Source organism: Pseudomonas sp. S3_B11 (assembly GCF_054667715.1).
The window spans coordinates 1,470,361-1,486,976 of record NZ_CP162749.1; the positions used below are offsets into that span (position 1 = coordinate 1,470,361).

Consider the following 16,616-nt stretch of genomic DNA (forward strand, 5'->3'; position numbering starts at 1 on the left):
TCGCAGTTTTTTATCCCATCTGTGCTTAACTCATCCGCAGCCCCCGGCGAAGGACTGACTCAGTAACACCGCAATAATGGCCGTGATTCATGAAAGGGTTTTACCGATGTCGTTTGAAGTGGCCATCTGCGCCGAAAACCTGAGCAAGTGTTATCAGATTTACGATGCCCCCAAGGACCGCCTGTTGCAGATGCTGGTACGCGGCAGGAAGCGTTTCTATCGCGAGTTCTGGGCCCTGGACGATGTTTCCCTGACCATCGCAAGGGGGGAGACCGTCGGTATCATCGGCCGTAATGGCAGTGGTAAATCCACCCTGTTGCAACTGATCTGCGGAACGTTGATGCCAACCCGGGGCAGTGTCCAGGGGCATGGCCGGATTGCCGCGTTGCTCGAGCTGGGGTCCGGTTTCAATCCGGAGTTCACCGGCCGGGAAAACGTCTATGTGAATGCGGCGGTGCTGGGCTTGAGTCGCGCGGAAATCGACGCCCGCTTCGAAGATATCCTCGCCTTTGCCAATATCGGCGACTTTATCGACCAGCCCACCAAAATCTATTCCAGCGGGATGCTGGTACGGCTGGCCTTCGCCGTTTCGGTCTGTGTCGAGCCCGAGATCCTGATCGTCGATGAAGCCCTGTCCGTCGGCGATGCCTCGTTTCAATTCAAATGCCTGAATCGGCTGGAAGAACTGGCGGCCAAAGGCACGACGCTGCTGTTCGTCTCCCATGACATGAGCATGGTCAAGCGCTTCTGCCACCGGGTCATCTACCTGCGCGCAGGCCGGGTCGTTGCCAGTGGTTCGCCCGATGAAATGGCCGAGCTGCATTTGCTCGATATGCGCGACGAGCAACGCCGCTGGGCCAGTGGCGGGGTCATACCGGTTACGCGCAAGTCATTCATGGGCGGGCGGGAGGGGATGGCCTTTGGGACCGAAGAGGGGCACATCAGCGCTGCCTGCTTCACCAACACCCGGCAGCTCTCCTCCAGTTACCTGTATGGCGACGACATCGAGATCCGCGTCGAGGCGTTGCTCCATGAGTCGATCACGCAACCCAACATCAGCTTCACCATCCAGGAAGCCAGGCTGCTGGTGATCGGCGGGGGCAACTTCGCACTGCAACCAGGCCCGGCCGAGAATGGCTGGCGGCGCACAGCGATCACGGTGCGCTTCCCGGCCAACCTCGCCGAGGGGCGCTATCATGTCACGCTCAAGCTGTTGCATGGCGCGACGGAAGATACCTCGCAACTGATCGAGAAACAGGTGGCGCCCTTGGCGTTCGACATGTTGCCGAACCACAAGAATTTCCTGGGCATGGTTGACCTGGGCTTGCAGAGGATCGACCCTCGACCAGTCGAGGCGCTTGCCAAGGCCTGCGGGACTCAAGGAGAGAAGGTTTTGACGCAACACCTGGACGAGCGCACGTGGCAGGTCGCTATATTCGGAACCTTTGATGTAGAAAACTACGGTGACCTGCTGTTTCCGATCATTGCCGAGGCGGAGCTGGCCCGGCGCTTGGGTTCAGTCAACCTGCATCGGTTTTCCTATCACGGGAAAACCCGATCTGAATGGCCCTATGCGGTGACGTCGTTGACGCAGTTGCCTCATGTAGCGGCCAGCCTGGATGGTGTTTTGATCGGCGGTGGCTTCCTGATCCGCTTCGATAAAGTCGTTGCCCACGGCTATGGTCCGACAACCGCCAATATCCATCACCCTACCGGTTATTGGCTGACCCCTGCACTCATCGCGCAGCAGCACGGGGTTCCGGTCATGTGGAATGCCCCCGGGATGCATTGCAACAGTATTCCCGACTGGGCCAGGCCGTTGTTGACGATGGCTCTTGAGCAGAGCCAGTACGTGCGAGTCCGTGATGCGCTGTCGCGCGATGCCCTCGGCGCGCTCACCCAGCAGGCCGAGATCGAAGTGCTGCCCGACACCGCGTTCGGCTTGCCCCGCCTGATCGATGAGCAGCAGCCTGGCGCCGAGTTCGTTCGCCTGCGCGAGCAGGCCGGGCTGACCGGGCCCTACATCGTGATCCACGCCATTCATGTGGTGGAATCTTTTGTAAAACTGTTCGAAGACCACGCCGAGGCGTTCCAGGGCTATCAGTTCCTGGTGGTGCCGATTGGCCCTGTCCTGGGTGACGATCCGTCGGTCATTGCGGCGCGCCTGCCCCAGGCCATCACCTTGTCGTTCTGGCCAGAGCCGTTGCTGATGGCGGAAATTCTCAGCCAGGCCCAAGCGGTGATCGGCCATAGCTATCACCTGGCAATCACCGCTCTGGCGTTTGGCGTCCCGGTGTTCTGCTCGGCGGATCTGACCACGGGCAAGTACACGGCGCTGGCGGAGTTCGATTCACTCCATGCGTTGCCGGACGCGGTGACGGTCGATCCACAATGGTTCCTCGCGCGCGTGGGCAAGACCCGGCCATCGCCTGCGGCGCGTGCGGCGGCGGATCGGTTGGTCGAGCACTGGGACCGGGTCGCGGCGATCATCCGCCAGGGCAAAACCTCGTCCCAGCCGGTGTTGGGCGCTTTTCTACAGCATCTACCCAACCTGCTCGAAGCCGCGGCCGAGGGGCGTGATCCATTGCCGGCTGAATGTCCGGTAAGCCCCGCCGTGCCGGAGCCTGAGGTCATCGAACCGGCGCCGGAGCCGGCAGTAGAGACGCTTGCCCAGCAGCAACGGATTGCCCAGCTCAGTCAGCAACTGGCCCTCAGTGACGCCAGGATGCTTGAGTTGCAGAATTCCAATTCATTCCGAATGACCGCACCACTGCGTTCCATCGCCCGTGGTATCAGAAACCTGACAGCGAACAAGAACAGACAATGCTAGATCTCTCTCGTCTCACGCCAGCGGCGCTAAAGTCTCACCCGTTCTCATGGGCTGAAATTGACAGTCTGTATTCGGCCGAGGATGCCGCTGCGTTGGCGGCGACCTTCCCTCATGATCACTTCAAGACGGTGAGTGGTTATGGTGGTGAAAAAAACTATGACTATGAGGCCCGCGCCCTGGTAGACATGGGCACCCATACCATCGCTTTCCCCGAAGAACTGAGCGAGGCGTGGTTGAGGCTGGCGCAGGATCTTGGCTCGGCCGGCTATCGAGAGGCCATGTCGGAGCTGGCCGGGATTGATCTGCGCAGCGTGCCGATGGAGGTCAACGTTTTTCATTACGGTCCTGGCGCGAGCCTGGGGGCGCATCCGGACCTGCCCGATAAACTGGTCACCCATATCCTGTATTTCAATGAGTCCTGGGACCGCAACGACGGCGGGTGCCTGAACATCCTGCACCGCAACGATCCCACTGCCGTGGCGGCCGAGATCGAGCCCCTGGTGGGCAACTCGGCGATCCTGGTGCGTTCGGATAACTCCTGGCATGCTGTCACGCCCGTGGTGAGCGGCTGCCATTCCTCACGCCGCAGCCTGACGGCGACGTTCTACCGACCGGGGTCCCTCAGCTCCATGTGGCCGCCGGGCGACAGCACTCCACTGCATGGATACCCACGTGCTTAAGCTCGACAGCACCTTGATCGACCGCGACGCCGCCTTGGCTCAAAGAGATGCGGCCATCAATGAGCGCGATATTGCCTTGGCAAAAGTCGACTTCCTGCAAAACACCCGTTCGTGGCGTTTCACCCGACCACTGCGCTCGCTTTTCCGGTTGATGCGTTATGGTTTTAGCGCCACGCAGGAATTCCCCGAGACGGCCGCTGCAATCGTCTATCCGGCCGCACCACAGCCGTTGCCGAACCCTGACGTCGCCCCGGATTTCACCACGAAAGGGCGCCTGGATATTCTCTGCTTCGCCAACATTGAGTGGGCTGCACGCTTCCAGCGACCGCAGCAGTTGATGAACCAGTTTGCGAGCAATGGTTACCGGGTGTTTTATATCGTCCCCTCCAGCGTGCCGGAACAGGGACAGCTCTATCGGTTGACCTCAGTGGCGCCCAATATTTTTGAAGTGGCGCTGCAGCGTGATGTGCAAGAGGCGTATTACGAAAAAGTGGTGACGCCTGAGAATCATCAGGCTTTGCTGCTCGCCATGGCCGCACTGGTCGCCGATATGCAGATCAGAACCGCCCTCTCGGTGGTGCATATTGCTTACTGGAGCCCCGTGGCACTCAGCCTGCGAACCATGCATGGCTGGCGCATTCTCTATGACTGCATGGATGACTGGGATGGTTTCCCGAACATCGGCGAACAGCTGCTGAGCGAGGAAAAGACCCTGATTGTCCAGGCCGACCTGGTGACCGTTTCCGCCGCGTTGCTTTACCACAAGTGGTGCGCCCATAACCCACGCTGCGTACTGGTGCGAAACGCGGTGGATTTCGCTTTTTTTCGGCAGCACTGCTTTACCAATGATGTGCTGAGCGGGCTTGCCGGGCCTGTCATTGGTTACTACGGCGCCCTGGCCCAATGGCTTGATTATCCCTTGCTGGCGGCGTTGGCGGACAGGCGGCCAGAGTGGAACTTCATTCTGGTGGGGGATATTTTTGTCGACGATCTGGCGGGTCTTGAGCACAAGCCCAATGTCCAGTTTTTAGGCAGGAAGCCTTACTCTCAAATGCCGCTTTACCTGGATCATTTCGATGCCTGCCTGATTCCTTTCAGGCTCTACAACGTGACGCACGCGGTCGATCCTGTGAAGTTCTACGAGTACATCAGTGCAGGCAAGCCGGTGATCTCCACGCCTTTGGCGGAGATGAGCATTTACAAAGACCTGTTGTACTTCGCAACCGGAGTCGATGAGTTCATCGAGCAGATCGAGCGTGCCTTGGCCGAGCGCGACCTGGCCCTGTACAAACGACGCGTAGAACTTGCCCGGGCCAATGATTGGAAAGATCGATTCGATAGCATGCAACTGGCTATCGTCGGGCTGTATGAAAAAGTCTCCATCGTGCTCGTGACGTACAACAACCTCAGTCTGACGATTCAATGTGTAAACAGCATTCTGCGCAATACCACCTGGCCCAATTACCAGCTCATTGTCGTCGACAACGGCTCGGAGGATGGTACGGGCGATTATCTCGAGCGCCTGCGCCAGGAAGTGCCGACCGCGAAGGTCATCCTCAACCCGGACAACCGAGGCTTCGCTGCGGCCAATAACCAGGGCTTGCGAGAAGCCGACGGTGACATACTGCTGTTGCTCAATAACGACACGGTAGTGCCAGACGGCTGGCTGGATCCGCTGGTCCGGCATTTGAGAGACCCTAGTATCGGCTTGGTCGGACCGGTCACGAATGCGGTAGGAAACGAAGCGAAAATCGAAGTTTCCTACACCGACATTCAACAGATGCAGGATTTTTCAGACTGCTATACCAAAGCACACAAGGGGCAGTCGTTCGATATCTCGATGCTCGCCATGTTTTGTGTCGCCTTTCGCCGATGCATTCTCGAAGAGGTGGGGTATCTGGATGAAGCATTCGGTATCGGAATGTTCGAGGACGACGACTACAGCCGTCGCGTGCAGGCGGCTGGCTACCGGACGGTCTGCGCCGAAGACGCGTTTATCCATCATTACGGGCAGGCTTCGTTCAGGAAGCTGATCGCCAGCGGTGAGTACCAGGCCCTCTGGGACAAAAACCAGGCGTACTTCGAAAGCAAATGGGGCGCTTGGCAAGCCCACGTTCATCGCGACGAGCCTGGCGTGGAGACAGGGGACAAGGGCTAGATCGCGACAAGGCCATGACCTTCAACATCCTCGTCGACGGTGACTCCGCCGTCGCGAGCAAGCTTTGCTCCCACAGTTCTGATGGGTGTACGACCGGGAGAGCCAGGTCGGCTACTAGGCCGCCTCGGCGTGGACGTTGATCTCGGGCGCCCCGTTAACCACGCTGGCTGAACGAAGGTATTGCGCAGTGGGCAACCCGGCATGGATGCCGGGTTAGCCGCGCTGGGCCATGGATGGCCCTTCGCGGCGGCCCACGGAGCGATGCCTTCGTTCAGGCATGCCGAGCCTAGGCGAGGCACCGAGTGGTGGGGCAAAGCGTTTTTGGTTACTTTTGGCGCTTTTCCAAAAGTGACCCGCCGTAAGGGCGGAACCCTAAGCCGCCGTTACCGCAGCAACGGATATACACCCCGCCCCAGAGAAGCACATTTTTCCCTAAGCAATCCAGACCCAAACCATCCCACCTATCGACCAGGCAAATCCTCACCCATCAGATGAAACGCCCTGGGAGCAAAACCAAGCCAATCACTGGCGGGCGAATGGTCAAACACCAAGTCCTCGTTCATCCGCGCCACCAGCGCACTTGAAAGATGTCGATAGCGCGGCAGACACCGCATGATCGAAACGCCCCGGCTTAATACCTGGGCAGGGAGGGGCAGCGTTCGCTCCGGACGCCCCATGGCCTGGAATATTCGCCTCACCATCGTGTGATACGGCAAGACTTCCCCCCTGAGAGGTTATAGCCGCCACTGGGCAGGCCAGGCGTGCTCATGGCGGACAGGCACGCCTGGATCACGTCACCAGCATGCACCGGCTGGCGCAGTCCGGTTCCGCCCCCGATAAGCGGGAAAAATCCGAAGCGTTGAATGAAACGTGCTATTTGCGAGATGTTCTTGTCGCGACCAAAGCCATAGATCATGGTCGGCCGCAGGATCACCCATTCGACTTGCCGTTCGATCGCCCACTGCTCGAGCTGTTCTTCTGCGCGTATCAAGCGTTGCGCCACGTCCCGTTCCCGAGCATCGGGCGATGTTTGCTTGGCAAAACGGCTTGTGGAGGACAGCACGACAACGCGTTTGACGTGGGTGCTGGCCAGGCGTTCCAGATAGTCGGGTAACACCCAGACAGGGGCGAATGACAGGAAGGTGTCCAGCGTCAGTCCGTGCCAGTCGTCAGCATTTCGCCACGTCACACCGGGGCAGGACACCGTGGGCAGGCTTCGAGTGAAGGCGTTTGTCGGGAGACCGGTTTGTGCCAGCAATGGCAAGGCGTGCTCGCCCAAGAGGCTGGAGCCGCCCAATATTCCTATCCGCAATTGGGGTCTCTTATCGTAGGTTCCATGCATGTTTAAACCGGGTAGCCGCGTGACGAAGGACCATCAGGCTGAATCGAAACCAGACCCCGATCACCACGCTGACCCATAGCACGGCAGGGTATTTGCGGCGGAAAAACTTGCGATAGAAACGCAGGATCCCCAGGTGTTTGTGCCATTCGACGAAATAGGGACGCTGGTGACTGCAGCCACCGAATACATGCATCACCTGGGCATCTGGCACGAACAGCACGCGCCAGCCGGCCTGATGGAAGCGCATGCACCAGTCCAGGTCCTCGCAATGAAGGAAATAGTCTTCGTCCCATAACCCGACACTCTCGATCGCTTCGCGCTTGACCAGCATGCAAGCCCCGGAAATGGCCTCAACGACAATGGGGGTGCCGGGTAGCGGCTCCTTGTGCAATAAAAAGTCGGACAACAGTGATGGGAAAAGTGCTGAGAGCCGCGAAAGTCCGAAAGCCCGCATGAAGGCGCGTCTGGGCGTTGGAAATACCCGGCGCCCACCGGCTTGCTCGCTGCCGTCCGGGTTGCACAGGAACCCTCCGACCATGCCGATCTCCGGTGCGCTATGCAGCGCCAGCAGCAAGCGGTCTATGGCATCGGCGGCCAGTACGGTGTCCGGGTTCAAGAAAAATAAATTGGGAGCCGCTGACAGGCGGGCACCTTGGTTGCACGCCACGGCGAAGCCGAGGTTGGCGGCATTGCGTACGATTTGAAGCGAGTCGCCGACAGCGTGGGTTCGCTCCACCAGCATCAGGCTATCGTCGTGGGAATCGTTGTCCACCACGATCACGCTGGAAGCGCCGGCGGCAAACGCCGACCTTACACACGCCAACAAAAGTTCACCGGCATTGTAATTGACGATGATCACATCACACTCGCCACGTAGAGATGATGTGCCCCATTCATCAATAACGAGCAGTTCCACTGCTTCCAACTTCATCACTCCATTGCTCAAACCTGGATACGTATGGGATCGCAACTACTCAGGTCTGTATCCAAGATAGCAGATCCGTGCCCTACGACCAGTTCCGGCCAGCGCTTTCAGAACGTTTGTCCCAAGGAAAACTGAAACACCTGCGTATCAGCGTTATCCGGCGTTCGGACCGGAAAGGCCACGTTGGCGCTCAATGGGCCCAGCGGGCTATACCAGGTCACCCCGACCCCCACCGAGCTGGCCATCTGGCTGAGATCGACCCCGTCGCATCCCTGGGTGGTGCTCAGATAGCACTTGTCGGAATAGACGCTGCCCACGTCCCAGAACACCGAGGTGCGCAGTGATTTGTTGTCTTTGATGAAGGGCAGTGGGAACAGGTATTCCACGCCGCCGGTGATGAGTATGTTGCCGCCCAGTGACTCGGTGTCCCGGTCGGAGTAGTACGCTTGGCCGGCACTGGCATAGGTGCCGGTGGCCGGTGTGTTGCGCGGGCCGAGAGTGCCGCTTTCAAAACCACGCACCGAGCCTTCGCCACCGGCGGTGTAGTTTTCATAGAACGGCAGGCCGTCGGTCGAACCGTAGCTGTTGCCGTAGCCGAGCTTGGTGTGCAAGCGCAGCGAGGTCGCGTCGCTGACCGGCAGGAACGTCTGCCCGGTGTAGTCGATCTTGTAGAAGCTCAGGTCGCTGCCGGGCACCGTCGCCATCAGGTTCAGGCTTTGCGAATGCCCACGGGTGGCCAGCACGCCCTTGTTCAGGGTCGATTCCGACCAGCCGAGGTTGGCCTTGAAGTTGGTGAAGTCCTTGCCTTCACGCTCGATGAAATCGTAGATCTCATCGGCGCTGTAGGTCCCCGGTTCGATGCTGTCATGTTGCACCGTCACGCCGAAATTCAATCGTGAGGTTTCATTGATCGGGTAGCCGAGGGAGGTGCCGGCGCCGTAGCTGTTGATGGAATAGTACGAATTATCGTCATCGTAGTATTCGTTGTAGTCGGTGGCGTTATAGAACGCGTTGTAACCCAGGCTCACGCCGTCCGGCGTGAAGTAGGGGTCGGTAAAGCCGATGTTGTACTTGCTTTGGTAGGACGAGCGGGTCAGGCCCAGGCTGGCGTAGTTGCCGGTGCCGAGAAAGTTGTTCTGGGTGATCGAGCCGCCCAGGATCAGACCGGCGCTTTGCGAGAAACCGACGCTGGCGCTGATCGAGCCGGAAGCCTGCTCTTCGACGCTGTAGTTCACATCGACCTGGTCATCGACGCCCGGTACGGCCGGGGTCTCGACGTTGACTTCCTTGAAGAAGCCCAGGCGCTCCAGGCGGGTCTTGGACTGGTCGATCAGGTAGGTCGAGGCCCAGCCACCTTCCATCTGGCGCATTTCACGGCGCAGCACTTCGTCTTCGGACTTGGTGTTGCCACGGAAGTTGATGCGGTTGACGTAGGCACGCTTGCCCGGGTCCACGGCGAAGGTGATGTCGACGGTGTGGTCTTCATCGTGCGGCTGTGGCACGCCGTTGACGTTGGCGAAAGTGTAGCCCTCGTTACCCAGGCGACGGGTGATCAGCTCGGACGTGGTGGTCATCAGCTTGCGCGAGAACACCTGGCCCTTCTGCACCAGCAGCAGCGACTTGACCTGGTCTTCAGGCACTTTCAGGTCGCCGCTGAGCTTGACGTCACGAACGGTGTACTTCTCGCCTTCGTTGACGTTGACGGTGATGTAGACGTGCTTCTTGTCCGGGGTGATGGACACCTGGGTCGAGGCGATGTCCATGTTGATGTAGCCGCGGTCCAGGTAGTAGGAACGCAGGCGCTCCAGGTCACCGGAGAGTTTTTCACGGGCGTACTTGTCGTCGTTCTTGAAGAACGACAGCCAGTTGGTGGTCTTGAGCTCGAACAGGTCGATCAGGTCTTCATCAGGGAAAACCGTGTTGCCCACCACGTTGATGTGCTGGATGGCTGCCACGGTGCCTTCGTTGATGTTGACCTTCAGGCCGACGCGGTTGCGCGGCTGCGGCACCACTTCGGTGTCGACGGTGGCCGAGTAGCGGCCCTGGGCAACGTACTGGCGTTGCAGCTCGTTACGTACACCTTCGAGGGTGGCGCGCTGGAAGATCTCGCCTTCGGCCAGGCCGGATTGCTTGAGGCCTTTCATCAGGTCTTCAGTGGAGATCGCCTTGTTGCCTTCGATCTCGATACTGGCGATAGAGGGACGCTCGACAACGGTAATGACCAGCACATCACCGTCGTGTCCCAGTTGGATATCCTGGAAAAAACCGGTCTTGAACAGCGCACGCGTGGACTCCACCAGGCGCCGCTCATCCGCGTTATCACCGACGTTCAATGGCAAGGCACCGAAGACACTGCCTGCGGAAACGCGCTGGAGGCCGTTGATACGAATATCGGAAATCTTGAAGCCTTGGGCGTGGGCAAGTGTGACATTGAGCAGCAGTGCAGCCGAGCAGAGCAGGCGCGAAAAATTCATCAAGATCTTATCCAGGACACATCGACAGGTGGTGTAGGTGGACGCGGATATCTCACCGCAAGACGAGTCACCGCGGGAGCGAGCGGGCTGGTGGCGAGCAAGCATAAAAGTTCGCTGCGTTTGGTGCGGTTAACCCAATGTCAAGTTAGGTAAAGGTTGGCCTGCGGCGATGACGGTGCGCGGCGCACGGGCGATAATGGACCGACACCTACTCAAGAGCGCCCCATGATCTCTGTATTGCTAGTCGACGATGACCAGGAACTGACGGGAATGCTCAGCCAATACCTGGAGCGCGAAGGCTTTGAGGCGACTGCCGTGCACACGGGGGAGGAGGGCGAAGTGCAAGCGCTGTCCGGTCGCTACAGCATCGTGGTGCTGGACGTGATGCTGCCGCGATTGTCGGGTATCGAGGTGCTCAGGCGCATTCGGGCCGTGAGCCAGGTGCCGGTGGTGTTGCTGACGGCTCGTGGCGACAACATCGACAAGATCACCGGCCTGGAGCTGGGCGCCGATGACTATGTGCCCAAGCCCAGTTCGCCGGGGGAGCTGGTGGCGCGTTTGCGGGCGATCATGCGCCGGGTGCAGCCAGTGGATCAGTCCACCAGTGAAGTAATCAGGACCGGGCCGCTGGTCCTGTGGCCCGGCAAGCGCCAGGCGCTCTGGCAGGGGCGCGAACTGGGGGTGACCAGCACCGAGTTCAGTTTGCTCGAGGAACTGGCCCGCTGTGCCGGGCAGGTGGTGAGTAAACAGAACCTGTCGCTCAATGCCCTGGGCTGCCCCTTGACTCGCTATGACCGGCGCATCGATGTGCACATCAGCAGCATTCGCCACAAGCTGGGACCGCGCCCCGATGCCAAGGCCTGGATCCAGAGCGTGCGGGGCCTCGGTTACCTGTTGATCGCCGAATGATGAAGCCTAGCCGACTGTTCTGGAAACTGTTCCTGGCGTTCTGGCTCGCCACCAGCTTGACGTTTCTGGTGGGGTTGGGTCTCTTCGTCATGGGCAGTTCCAGGCCTGGTGATCCTCATCTGGAAACGATCCTTGCCACGGAAGAGCAGCTATTGCGACAGTTTGGCATCGAGTCGGGCCGGCAACTGCTGGCGGTGTGGGAACACCCGGATGACCAGGCCGTTGGCGTCTATGACAGCGCCGGTCAGCTGTTGGCCGGCACGCCGGTGCGGCAACCGGCCTACGAGCGATCGATCATCGGCAAGGACGGCATCGTGCTGTCGCTCAAGTCAACCCATCCCCTGGGCAAGAAAGGCGACAGAGGGCCCAGCCACTGGACGCCGTTGATCATTGGCACGGTCATGAGTGCGCTGTTCAGCGGCTACATGGCGTTCTACCTGGCATGGCCGCTGGCCTATCTTCGGCGCGCCATGAGTGACGTGGCCCAGGGGCGCTTCGAGACCCGGGTCAAGCCGATCATGGGCGCGCGACGTGATGAAATCGTCGATCTGGCCGAAGACTGCGATCGAATGGCCAACCAGTTGAAGCTGTTGGTAGACGCCCAGCAACACTTGTTGCACGACATCTCCCACGAACTGCGCTCACCGCTGACCCGCATGCAAGCGGCCATCGGGCTGCTGCAGCAAGATCCGGCTCGCCTGGAAATGGTGGAACGCATCGACCGTGAGTCGGTGCGCATGGACACGCTGATCGAAGCGCTGTTGACCCTGGCACGCCTGCAGGGGCGACCGGAGAGTATCGAGCGCGAGCCAATCGATGTCGTCGAGTTGCTGTCGGTGATCGTCGAGGACGCCCGATTCGAAGCACAAATGAAAGGCTGCCAGGTCACCTTGCAGGCATGCCCGGCGTTTGTCAGTCGGGTCAGCGGTGAGCTGTTGTATCGGTGTTTCGAGAACGTCATTCGAAACGCGGTGCGCCATACCCGGCCAAACACCACGGTGATGGTCGTGGCCGAGGTCAATGGCGCCGCAGACGGCCTGACGGTGCAGATCCGCGATCAGGGCCCGGGTGTTGAACATTCGCGGCTACAGAGCATCTTCAACCCGTTCGAACGTGGCTTGAACGAAGCCAGTGCCGGCTTCGGCCTGGGCCTGGCCATTGCCTCAAGGGCCGTGGAAATACACGGCGGCTCCATCCTGGCGCACAACGAGCCGTCCGGTGGGCTGACCGTGGAAATCAGCTTGCCTCGTAGGGCGTGATCTTTACACGATATTACATTGGCTTGACGGCCCTGTACGCCCCGCCTCAGTAGACTTTGCGCTCAAACTTACTCAGCGTTTGCTGGTGTTTCAGCGTGGAGGTGCTCATGTTTCTGGTTCATAAGAAGGGTTTCGTTCCCGGCAAGAGAATGGTCGACGGTCTGGTGCCTTATGACTTCTTCTGCGAAGACAATCCGAGCCTTAACCTGTTCGTCTTCACCGGTTCCGCCACCCCGGGCAAGGTGGTCGAGGAACAGACACTCTGGGGATTTACCCGTCTTGAGCGTTTTGAAGCACTGAGCGGCACCTTGGTGTCGAACAAAAAGCAGGAAGGTTGGTTCCAGAAAGTCAATGTACTCACCGGCCCCGCCCAGAACGGCACGCAAGGCGTGAAGTTCCAGCGGGTGCTGAAAATCATCAAGCACACCGATGCAGCGAGCCGGGTCGCCAGCAAGGCCGACTACGAGATCCAGACAGACGAAGGCGACACCTATTTCACTCGCCGGCCTGCTGCGGGGGGTAGTGCGCAAACCATTATCTATTCGGCGGAACCCTAAGCCGCCGTTACCGAAAAAACGGATATGTACCCATCCTCCCTTTCACCATGACGCACCGTTTTAGCCACGCTTCAAACGTCAGCAAGCTGAAACCGATAACCCACCCCATACAACGACTCGATAGGATTCTCCGCCGGGCAGGCCTGCTCAAGCTTGCGCCGCAGATTACGGATATGGCTGTCAACCGTACGATCGGTAACCACCCGATGATCGGAATAGATCCGGTCGAGCAACTGATCCCGGGAAAACACCCGCCCGGGGGACTGGGCCAGCGTGCTGAGCAGGCGCAGTTCCAAGGGCGTCAGGTCCAGGGCGACGCCATCGAGTGACGCCTGGTAGCGGTCTTCATCAATCAGCAGGCGGGCTGGCGCGGTGACGAGTAGTTGCGGGCTGCGCCGCAGGATCGCCTTGACCCTGGCCACCACTTCACGCGGGCTGAAGGGCTTGCAGATGTAGTCGTCGGCCCCCAGGTCCAACCCGAGCAGGCGATCCACTTCCTCCACGCGGGCAGTGATCATGATGATTGGCACGGCACTGAAGCTGCGCAGCTCCTGGCAGACTTGCAGGCCGTCGCGCCCCGGCAGCATGAGGTCGAGCAGGATCAACCGTGGCTCGCTGGCCCGTACCGCCGGCACCACTTGAAGGCCATTGTCCAGGCATTGGGTCGCGTAGCCGGCGGCAATCAGGTAGTCGCGCATCAAAGCAGCCAGTTTGGGTTCGTCTTCGACAATAAGGATTGGGCTGTCAGGGGTCATGTTCAGGCATTCCGTGGCAGGCGCAGGGTCAGCCAAAGGCCGCCCAGCGGCGAGTGATCGGCGCTGAGGCTGCCGCCATGGGCCAGGGCGATGCTGTGACAGATGGCCAGTCCCAGGCCGGCGCCGCCACTGGCGCGATTGCGTGAGGTTTCGCCGCGGTAAAAGCGCTCGAACAGTCGCGGCAGTTGATCCGCATCGACCCCGGGGCCGGAGTCGAGAAAGTCGATGCGCACGACGTCGTCCTCGCTGGCGGCACGAATGCGCAGCACACCGCCTTCATCGGTATAGCGCACCGCGTTTTCCAACAGATTGCTGAACAGTTGTTGCAAACGCTTGGGGTCGGCTTCGACCTGCAGCGGTGTTGTCGGCAGTTCCAGCTCCAAACGCAGATGCCGGGCATTGCAGCGCTCCTGGAACATCGCCACGCAACCGTCCAGCAAGTCGTTGAGGTCGCATTCGCTCTTGCGGTAGGTCAGCGCGCCGACATCGGCCAGGGACAGTTCGTAGAGATCATCCACCAGTTTGCTGAGCATGCTGACTTCGCCTTGCAGCGATTTCATCGAGGAAGGGTCGAGGGTGCGCACGCCGTCTTCGATGGCTTCCAGCTCGCCGCGCAATACCGACAACGGGGTGCGCAGTTCGTGGGACACATCGGCCATGAATTCCCGGCGCATTTTTTCGTTGCGTTCCAGGGTATACGCCAGTTGGTTGAAGTCTCGGGCCAACTGACCGACTTCGTCATTGGAGGCCACCGACACGCGGTTGCTGTATTCCCCAGCGGCCAAGCGGTGCGTGGCGGCGGCCACCCGCTTGACCGGGTCAAGCAGGGTACGGGCGATCCACCAGGCAATCAGCATCGCCAACAGCAACGAGAGCACGCCCACGGCCAGGCTGGTGCGCACCAAATACTGACGAAAGCGTTCACCGCCAGCTTCGGTCACGTTCTGGAACGGCGTCACTGCCAGCCAGCCGACGGTTTTGCCGGCAACCTCGATCGGGCGCATCAGCGCGTCGTCGGCAATCGCCGAGTAGCCCATGACCAATTGCTTTTGTTGGTCGAGCAGGGCGATGCGAAACACAGCCCCGGTCAGGTCGGACATCGACATGGGCGGCCGTTCCGGGTAGGTGGTGTTTTCCCCCGGCTCCGGACGCAGGAGTTCGAACCAGCGATCCGGCTGGTTGCGCAGGAACTCCCAGTTGCCTTCGCGTTCGTAGGCACTGGCCAGGCGGGGTAGCACCGGCTTCATGCGCAACAGTGCCTGTTCGTTGAGGTAGTCGAGAAAACCGTTGCCAAAGCTCCAGCCGTTGGCCACCCCCATGCTCAGGATGACAAACAGCACGCTGGCCATGACGGCAATAAACAGTTTGGTGGAGATGCTCAGTTTCATGGGCTCGGGCAGTTCGATGAATGGCCCGACCATTTAGGCCCTGGTGCGATGAAGATTCAAGGGTGGCGGGCAATCTTCAATTTTCCTGCACATTTGCCTCGCAGTATGGCGCCTGGCTTGAACCATCCGTCCTGCAGAGGCATTTATGTCGACCAAATTATTCGCCAAATCCCTGGTGACCGCCGCCATCCTGGTGTGCTTGATCATTTTGTTCATGTTGGGCGGTTGCTCCGGCGAATCGGCACCCACGCCCGAACCGCCCAAGGTCTCGGTGATCACCGTGCAGCCGCAAAGCCAGGCGCTGACCACTGAGCTGGCCGGACGCACCCAGGCGTTCATGATCGCCGAGATACGCCCGCAGGTTGGCGGTATCGTCCAGCAGCGGTTGTTTGTCGAAGGGGCCGAGGTCAAGGCCGGACAGGCGCTGTATCAACTGGATGCTTCCTCTTACAAGGCCGCATTGGCTGAGGCCCAGGCGAACCTCGCCAAGGCACGCGCCACCTTGAAGTCGGCCCAGGCCACGGCCAAGCGTGACGCCCAGTTGGTAAAGATCGATGCCATCAGCCAGCAGGACAACGAGGATGCCCAGGCCAGCCTGCTGACCGCCGAAGCGGAAGTGCAAGTGGCCCAGGCCGATGTTGACACCGCACGCATCAACCTGGCGTATACCCGAATCAGTTCCCCCGTCAGTGGGCGCATCGAAACCTCGACGGTCACGCCCGGCGCGCTGGTGGTGGCCAACCAGGACAGCGCACTGACCACCGTGCAGCAGTTGGACCCGATGTATGTAGACGTCACTCAGTCGACCACCGAACTGTTGCGGCTCAAGCGCGACCTGGCCAGCGGTGTGCTGCAGAGCAATGGCGAAGGTGAAGCGCGGATCAGCCTCAAGCTCGATGACGGCAGCACCTATGCCCATGAAGGTCGCTTGAAGTTCAGTGGGGTCAGCGTCAATGAGGGCACGGGCACGGTGACCCTGCGGGCGCAAATCGCCAACCCGGACCGACTGTTGCTGCCGGGCATGTACGTGAGAGCGGTGCTGGAGCAGGCGCGGGATGACAAGGCCATCCTGATTCCACAGAAGGCGGTGACCCGCAGTGCCAGCGGTGCGACTTCGGTGCTGGTGGTGGTCAATGGCAAGGTCGAGCAGCGCATGTTGACCATCGACCGCGCCGTGGATAACCAATGGTGGGTCACGGCGGGGCTGAACGCGGGAGACCAGGTGATTGTCGAGGGCGGGCAAAAGGTCCGGGTCGGTGAAAGCGTCGTGGCACAGAACGCCGGCACCCGCAGCCGTACGCAGAAAGCGACACCTGTTGCCATTGTGCAGGAGGGCTGA

General features: G+C 60.1%; 11 protein-coding genes and 2 pseudogenes. 8 read left to right on the top strand and 5 right to left on the bottom strand.

From position 1 onward, the window contains the following. Positions 1-106 precede the first annotated feature (106 nt). The 4 genes and pseudogenes from AB4O22_RS06940 to AB4O22_RS06955 form a co-directional block, all read left to right on the top strand. A pseudogene (locus tag AB4O22_RS06940) lies at positions 107-1,330 on the top strand (ABC transporter ATP-binding protein); the annotation flags it as partial. 138 nt (positions 1,331-1,468) lie between these two features. Then, positions 1,469-2,830: pseudogene (locus AB4O22_RS06945) on the top strand (polysaccharide pyruvyl transferase family protein); the annotation flags it as partial. Then, the gene (locus AB4O22_RS06950; protein ID WP_003203512.1) at positions 2,824-3,510 is read left to right on the top strand and encodes a 2OG-Fe(II) oxygenase; all 687 of its coding nucleotides are present in this window, start codon (positions 2,824-2,826) and stop codon (positions 3,508-3,510) included. The pseudogene AB4O22_RS06945 and the gene AB4O22_RS06950, both read left to right, overlap by 7 nt. After that, complete coding sequence (locus AB4O22_RS06955) at positions 3,503-5,668, top strand: glycosyltransferase (protein WP_460106086.1); 2,166 nt, start codon at positions 3,503-3,505, stop codon at positions 5,666-5,668. The genes AB4O22_RS06950 and AB4O22_RS06955 overlap by 8 nt, the downstream gene beginning before the upstream one ends. A gap of 694 nt (positions 5,669-6,362) precedes the next feature. Here the strand turns inward: AB4O22_RS06955 and AB4O22_RS06960 are convergent. The 3 genes from AB4O22_RS06960 to bamA all read right to left on the bottom strand — a co-directional run bounded on the left by AB4O22_RS06960 (position 6,363) and on the right by bamA (position 10,409). Continuing rightward, positions 6,363-6,965 (bottom strand): NAD-dependent epimerase/dehydratase family protein, encoded by a 603-nt coding sequence (locus AB4O22_RS06960; RefSeq protein ID WP_460087996.1) that lies wholly within the window; start codon positions 6,963-6,965, stop codon positions 6,363-6,365. 25 nt (positions 6,966-6,990) lie between these two features. Continuing rightward, on the bottom strand, positions 6,991-7,935 hold the full coding sequence (locus AB4O22_RS06965) for a glycosyltransferase family 2 protein (RefSeq protein WP_003203505.1): 945 nt from the start codon (positions 7,933-7,935) through the stop codon (positions 6,991-6,993). A gap of 107 nt (positions 7,936-8,042) precedes the next feature. Next, positions 8,043-10,409 (bottom strand): outer membrane protein assembly factor BamA, encoded by a 2,367-nt coding sequence (bamA, locus tag AB4O22_RS06970; protein WP_039012472.1) that lies wholly within the window; start codon positions 10,407-10,409, stop codon positions 8,043-8,045. A gap of 225 nt (positions 10,410-10,634) precedes the next feature. Between bamA and AB4O22_RS06975 the strand changes: the two genes are divergently transcribed. The 3 genes from AB4O22_RS06975 (at position 10,635) to AB4O22_RS06985 (ending at position 13,134) form a co-directional block, all read left to right on the top strand. Beyond that, positions 10,635-11,318 (top strand): response regulator transcription factor, encoded by a 684-nt coding sequence (locus AB4O22_RS06975; RefSeq protein ID WP_003203501.1) that lies wholly within the window; start codon positions 10,635-10,637, stop codon positions 11,316-11,318. Further along, on the top strand, positions 11,315-12,577 hold the full coding sequence (locus tag AB4O22_RS06980; RefSeq protein WP_003203499.1) for a HAMP domain-containing sensor histidine kinase: 1,263 nt from the start codon (positions 11,315-11,317) through the stop codon (positions 12,575-12,577). Before AB4O22_RS06975 ends, AB4O22_RS06980 begins: the two co-directional genes overlap by 4 nt. Positions 12,578-12,684: 107 nt before the next feature. Further along, positions 12,685-13,134, top strand: a complete 450-nt coding sequence (locus AB4O22_RS06985; RefSeq protein ID WP_003203497.1) for a hypothetical protein — start codon at positions 12,685-12,687, stop codon at positions 13,132-13,134. A gap of 71 nt (positions 13,135-13,205) precedes the next feature. On the opposite strand, the gene AB4O22_RS06990 is transcribed toward AB4O22_RS06985, so the two are convergent. Both AB4O22_RS06990 and baeS read right to left on the bottom strand, forming a co-directional pair. Then, the gene (locus AB4O22_RS06990) at positions 13,206-13,889 is read right to left on the bottom strand and encodes a response regulator (RefSeq protein WP_003203494.1); all 684 of its coding nucleotides are present in this window, start codon (positions 13,887-13,889) and stop codon (positions 13,206-13,208) included. Positions 13,890-13,891: 2 nt separating this feature from the next. After that, on the bottom strand, positions 13,892-15,310 hold the full coding sequence (gene baeS / locus AB4O22_RS06995; RefSeq protein WP_003203492.1) for a sensor histidine kinase efflux regulator BaeS: 1,419 nt from the start codon (positions 15,308-15,310) through the stop codon (positions 13,892-13,894). 112 nt (positions 15,311-15,422) lie between these two features. Here baeS and AB4O22_RS07000 point away from each other — a divergent pair, with 112 nt between their 5' ends. Continuing rightward, on the top strand, positions 15,423-16,616 hold the full coding sequence (locus AB4O22_RS07000; protein ID WP_223472620.1) for an efflux RND transporter periplasmic adaptor subunit: 1,194 nt from the start codon (positions 15,423-15,425) through the stop codon (positions 16,614-16,616).

What these genes read in the sequence shown, in the direction of transcription:
- AB4O22_RS06950 (WP_003203512.1), top strand. Translation starts at nt 2,824, where the DNA reads ATGCTAGATCTCTCTCGTCTCACGCCAGCGGCGCTAAAGTCTCACCCG.
- bamA (WP_039012472.1), bottom strand. Translation starts at nt 10,409, where the DNA reads ATGAATTTTTCGCGCCTGCTCTGCTCGGCTGCACTGCTGCTCAATGTC.
- AB4O22_RS06975 (WP_003203501.1), top strand. Translation starts at nt 10,635, where the DNA reads ATGATCTCTGTATTGCTAGTCGACGATGACCAGGAACTGACGGGAATG.
- AB4O22_RS06980 (WP_003203499.1), top strand. Translation starts at nt 11,315, where the DNA reads ATGATGAAGCCTAGCCGACTGTTCTGGAAACTGTTCCTGGCGTTCTGG.
- AB4O22_RS06985 (WP_003203497.1), top strand. Translation starts at nt 12,685, where the DNA reads ATGTTTCTGGTTCATAAGAAGGGTTTCGTTCCCGGCAAGAGAATGGTC.
- AB4O22_RS06990 (WP_003203494.1), bottom strand. Translation starts at nt 13,889, where the DNA reads ATGACCCCTGACAGCCCAATCCTTATTGTCGAAGACGAACCCAAACTG.
- baeS (WP_003203492.1), bottom strand. Translation starts at nt 15,310, where the DNA reads ATGGTCGGGCCATTCATCGAACTGCCCGAGCCCATGAAACTGAGCATC.
- AB4O22_RS07000 (WP_223472620.1), top strand. Translation starts at nt 15,423, where the DNA reads ATGTCGACCAAATTATTCGCCAAATCCCTGGTGACCGCCGCCATCCTG.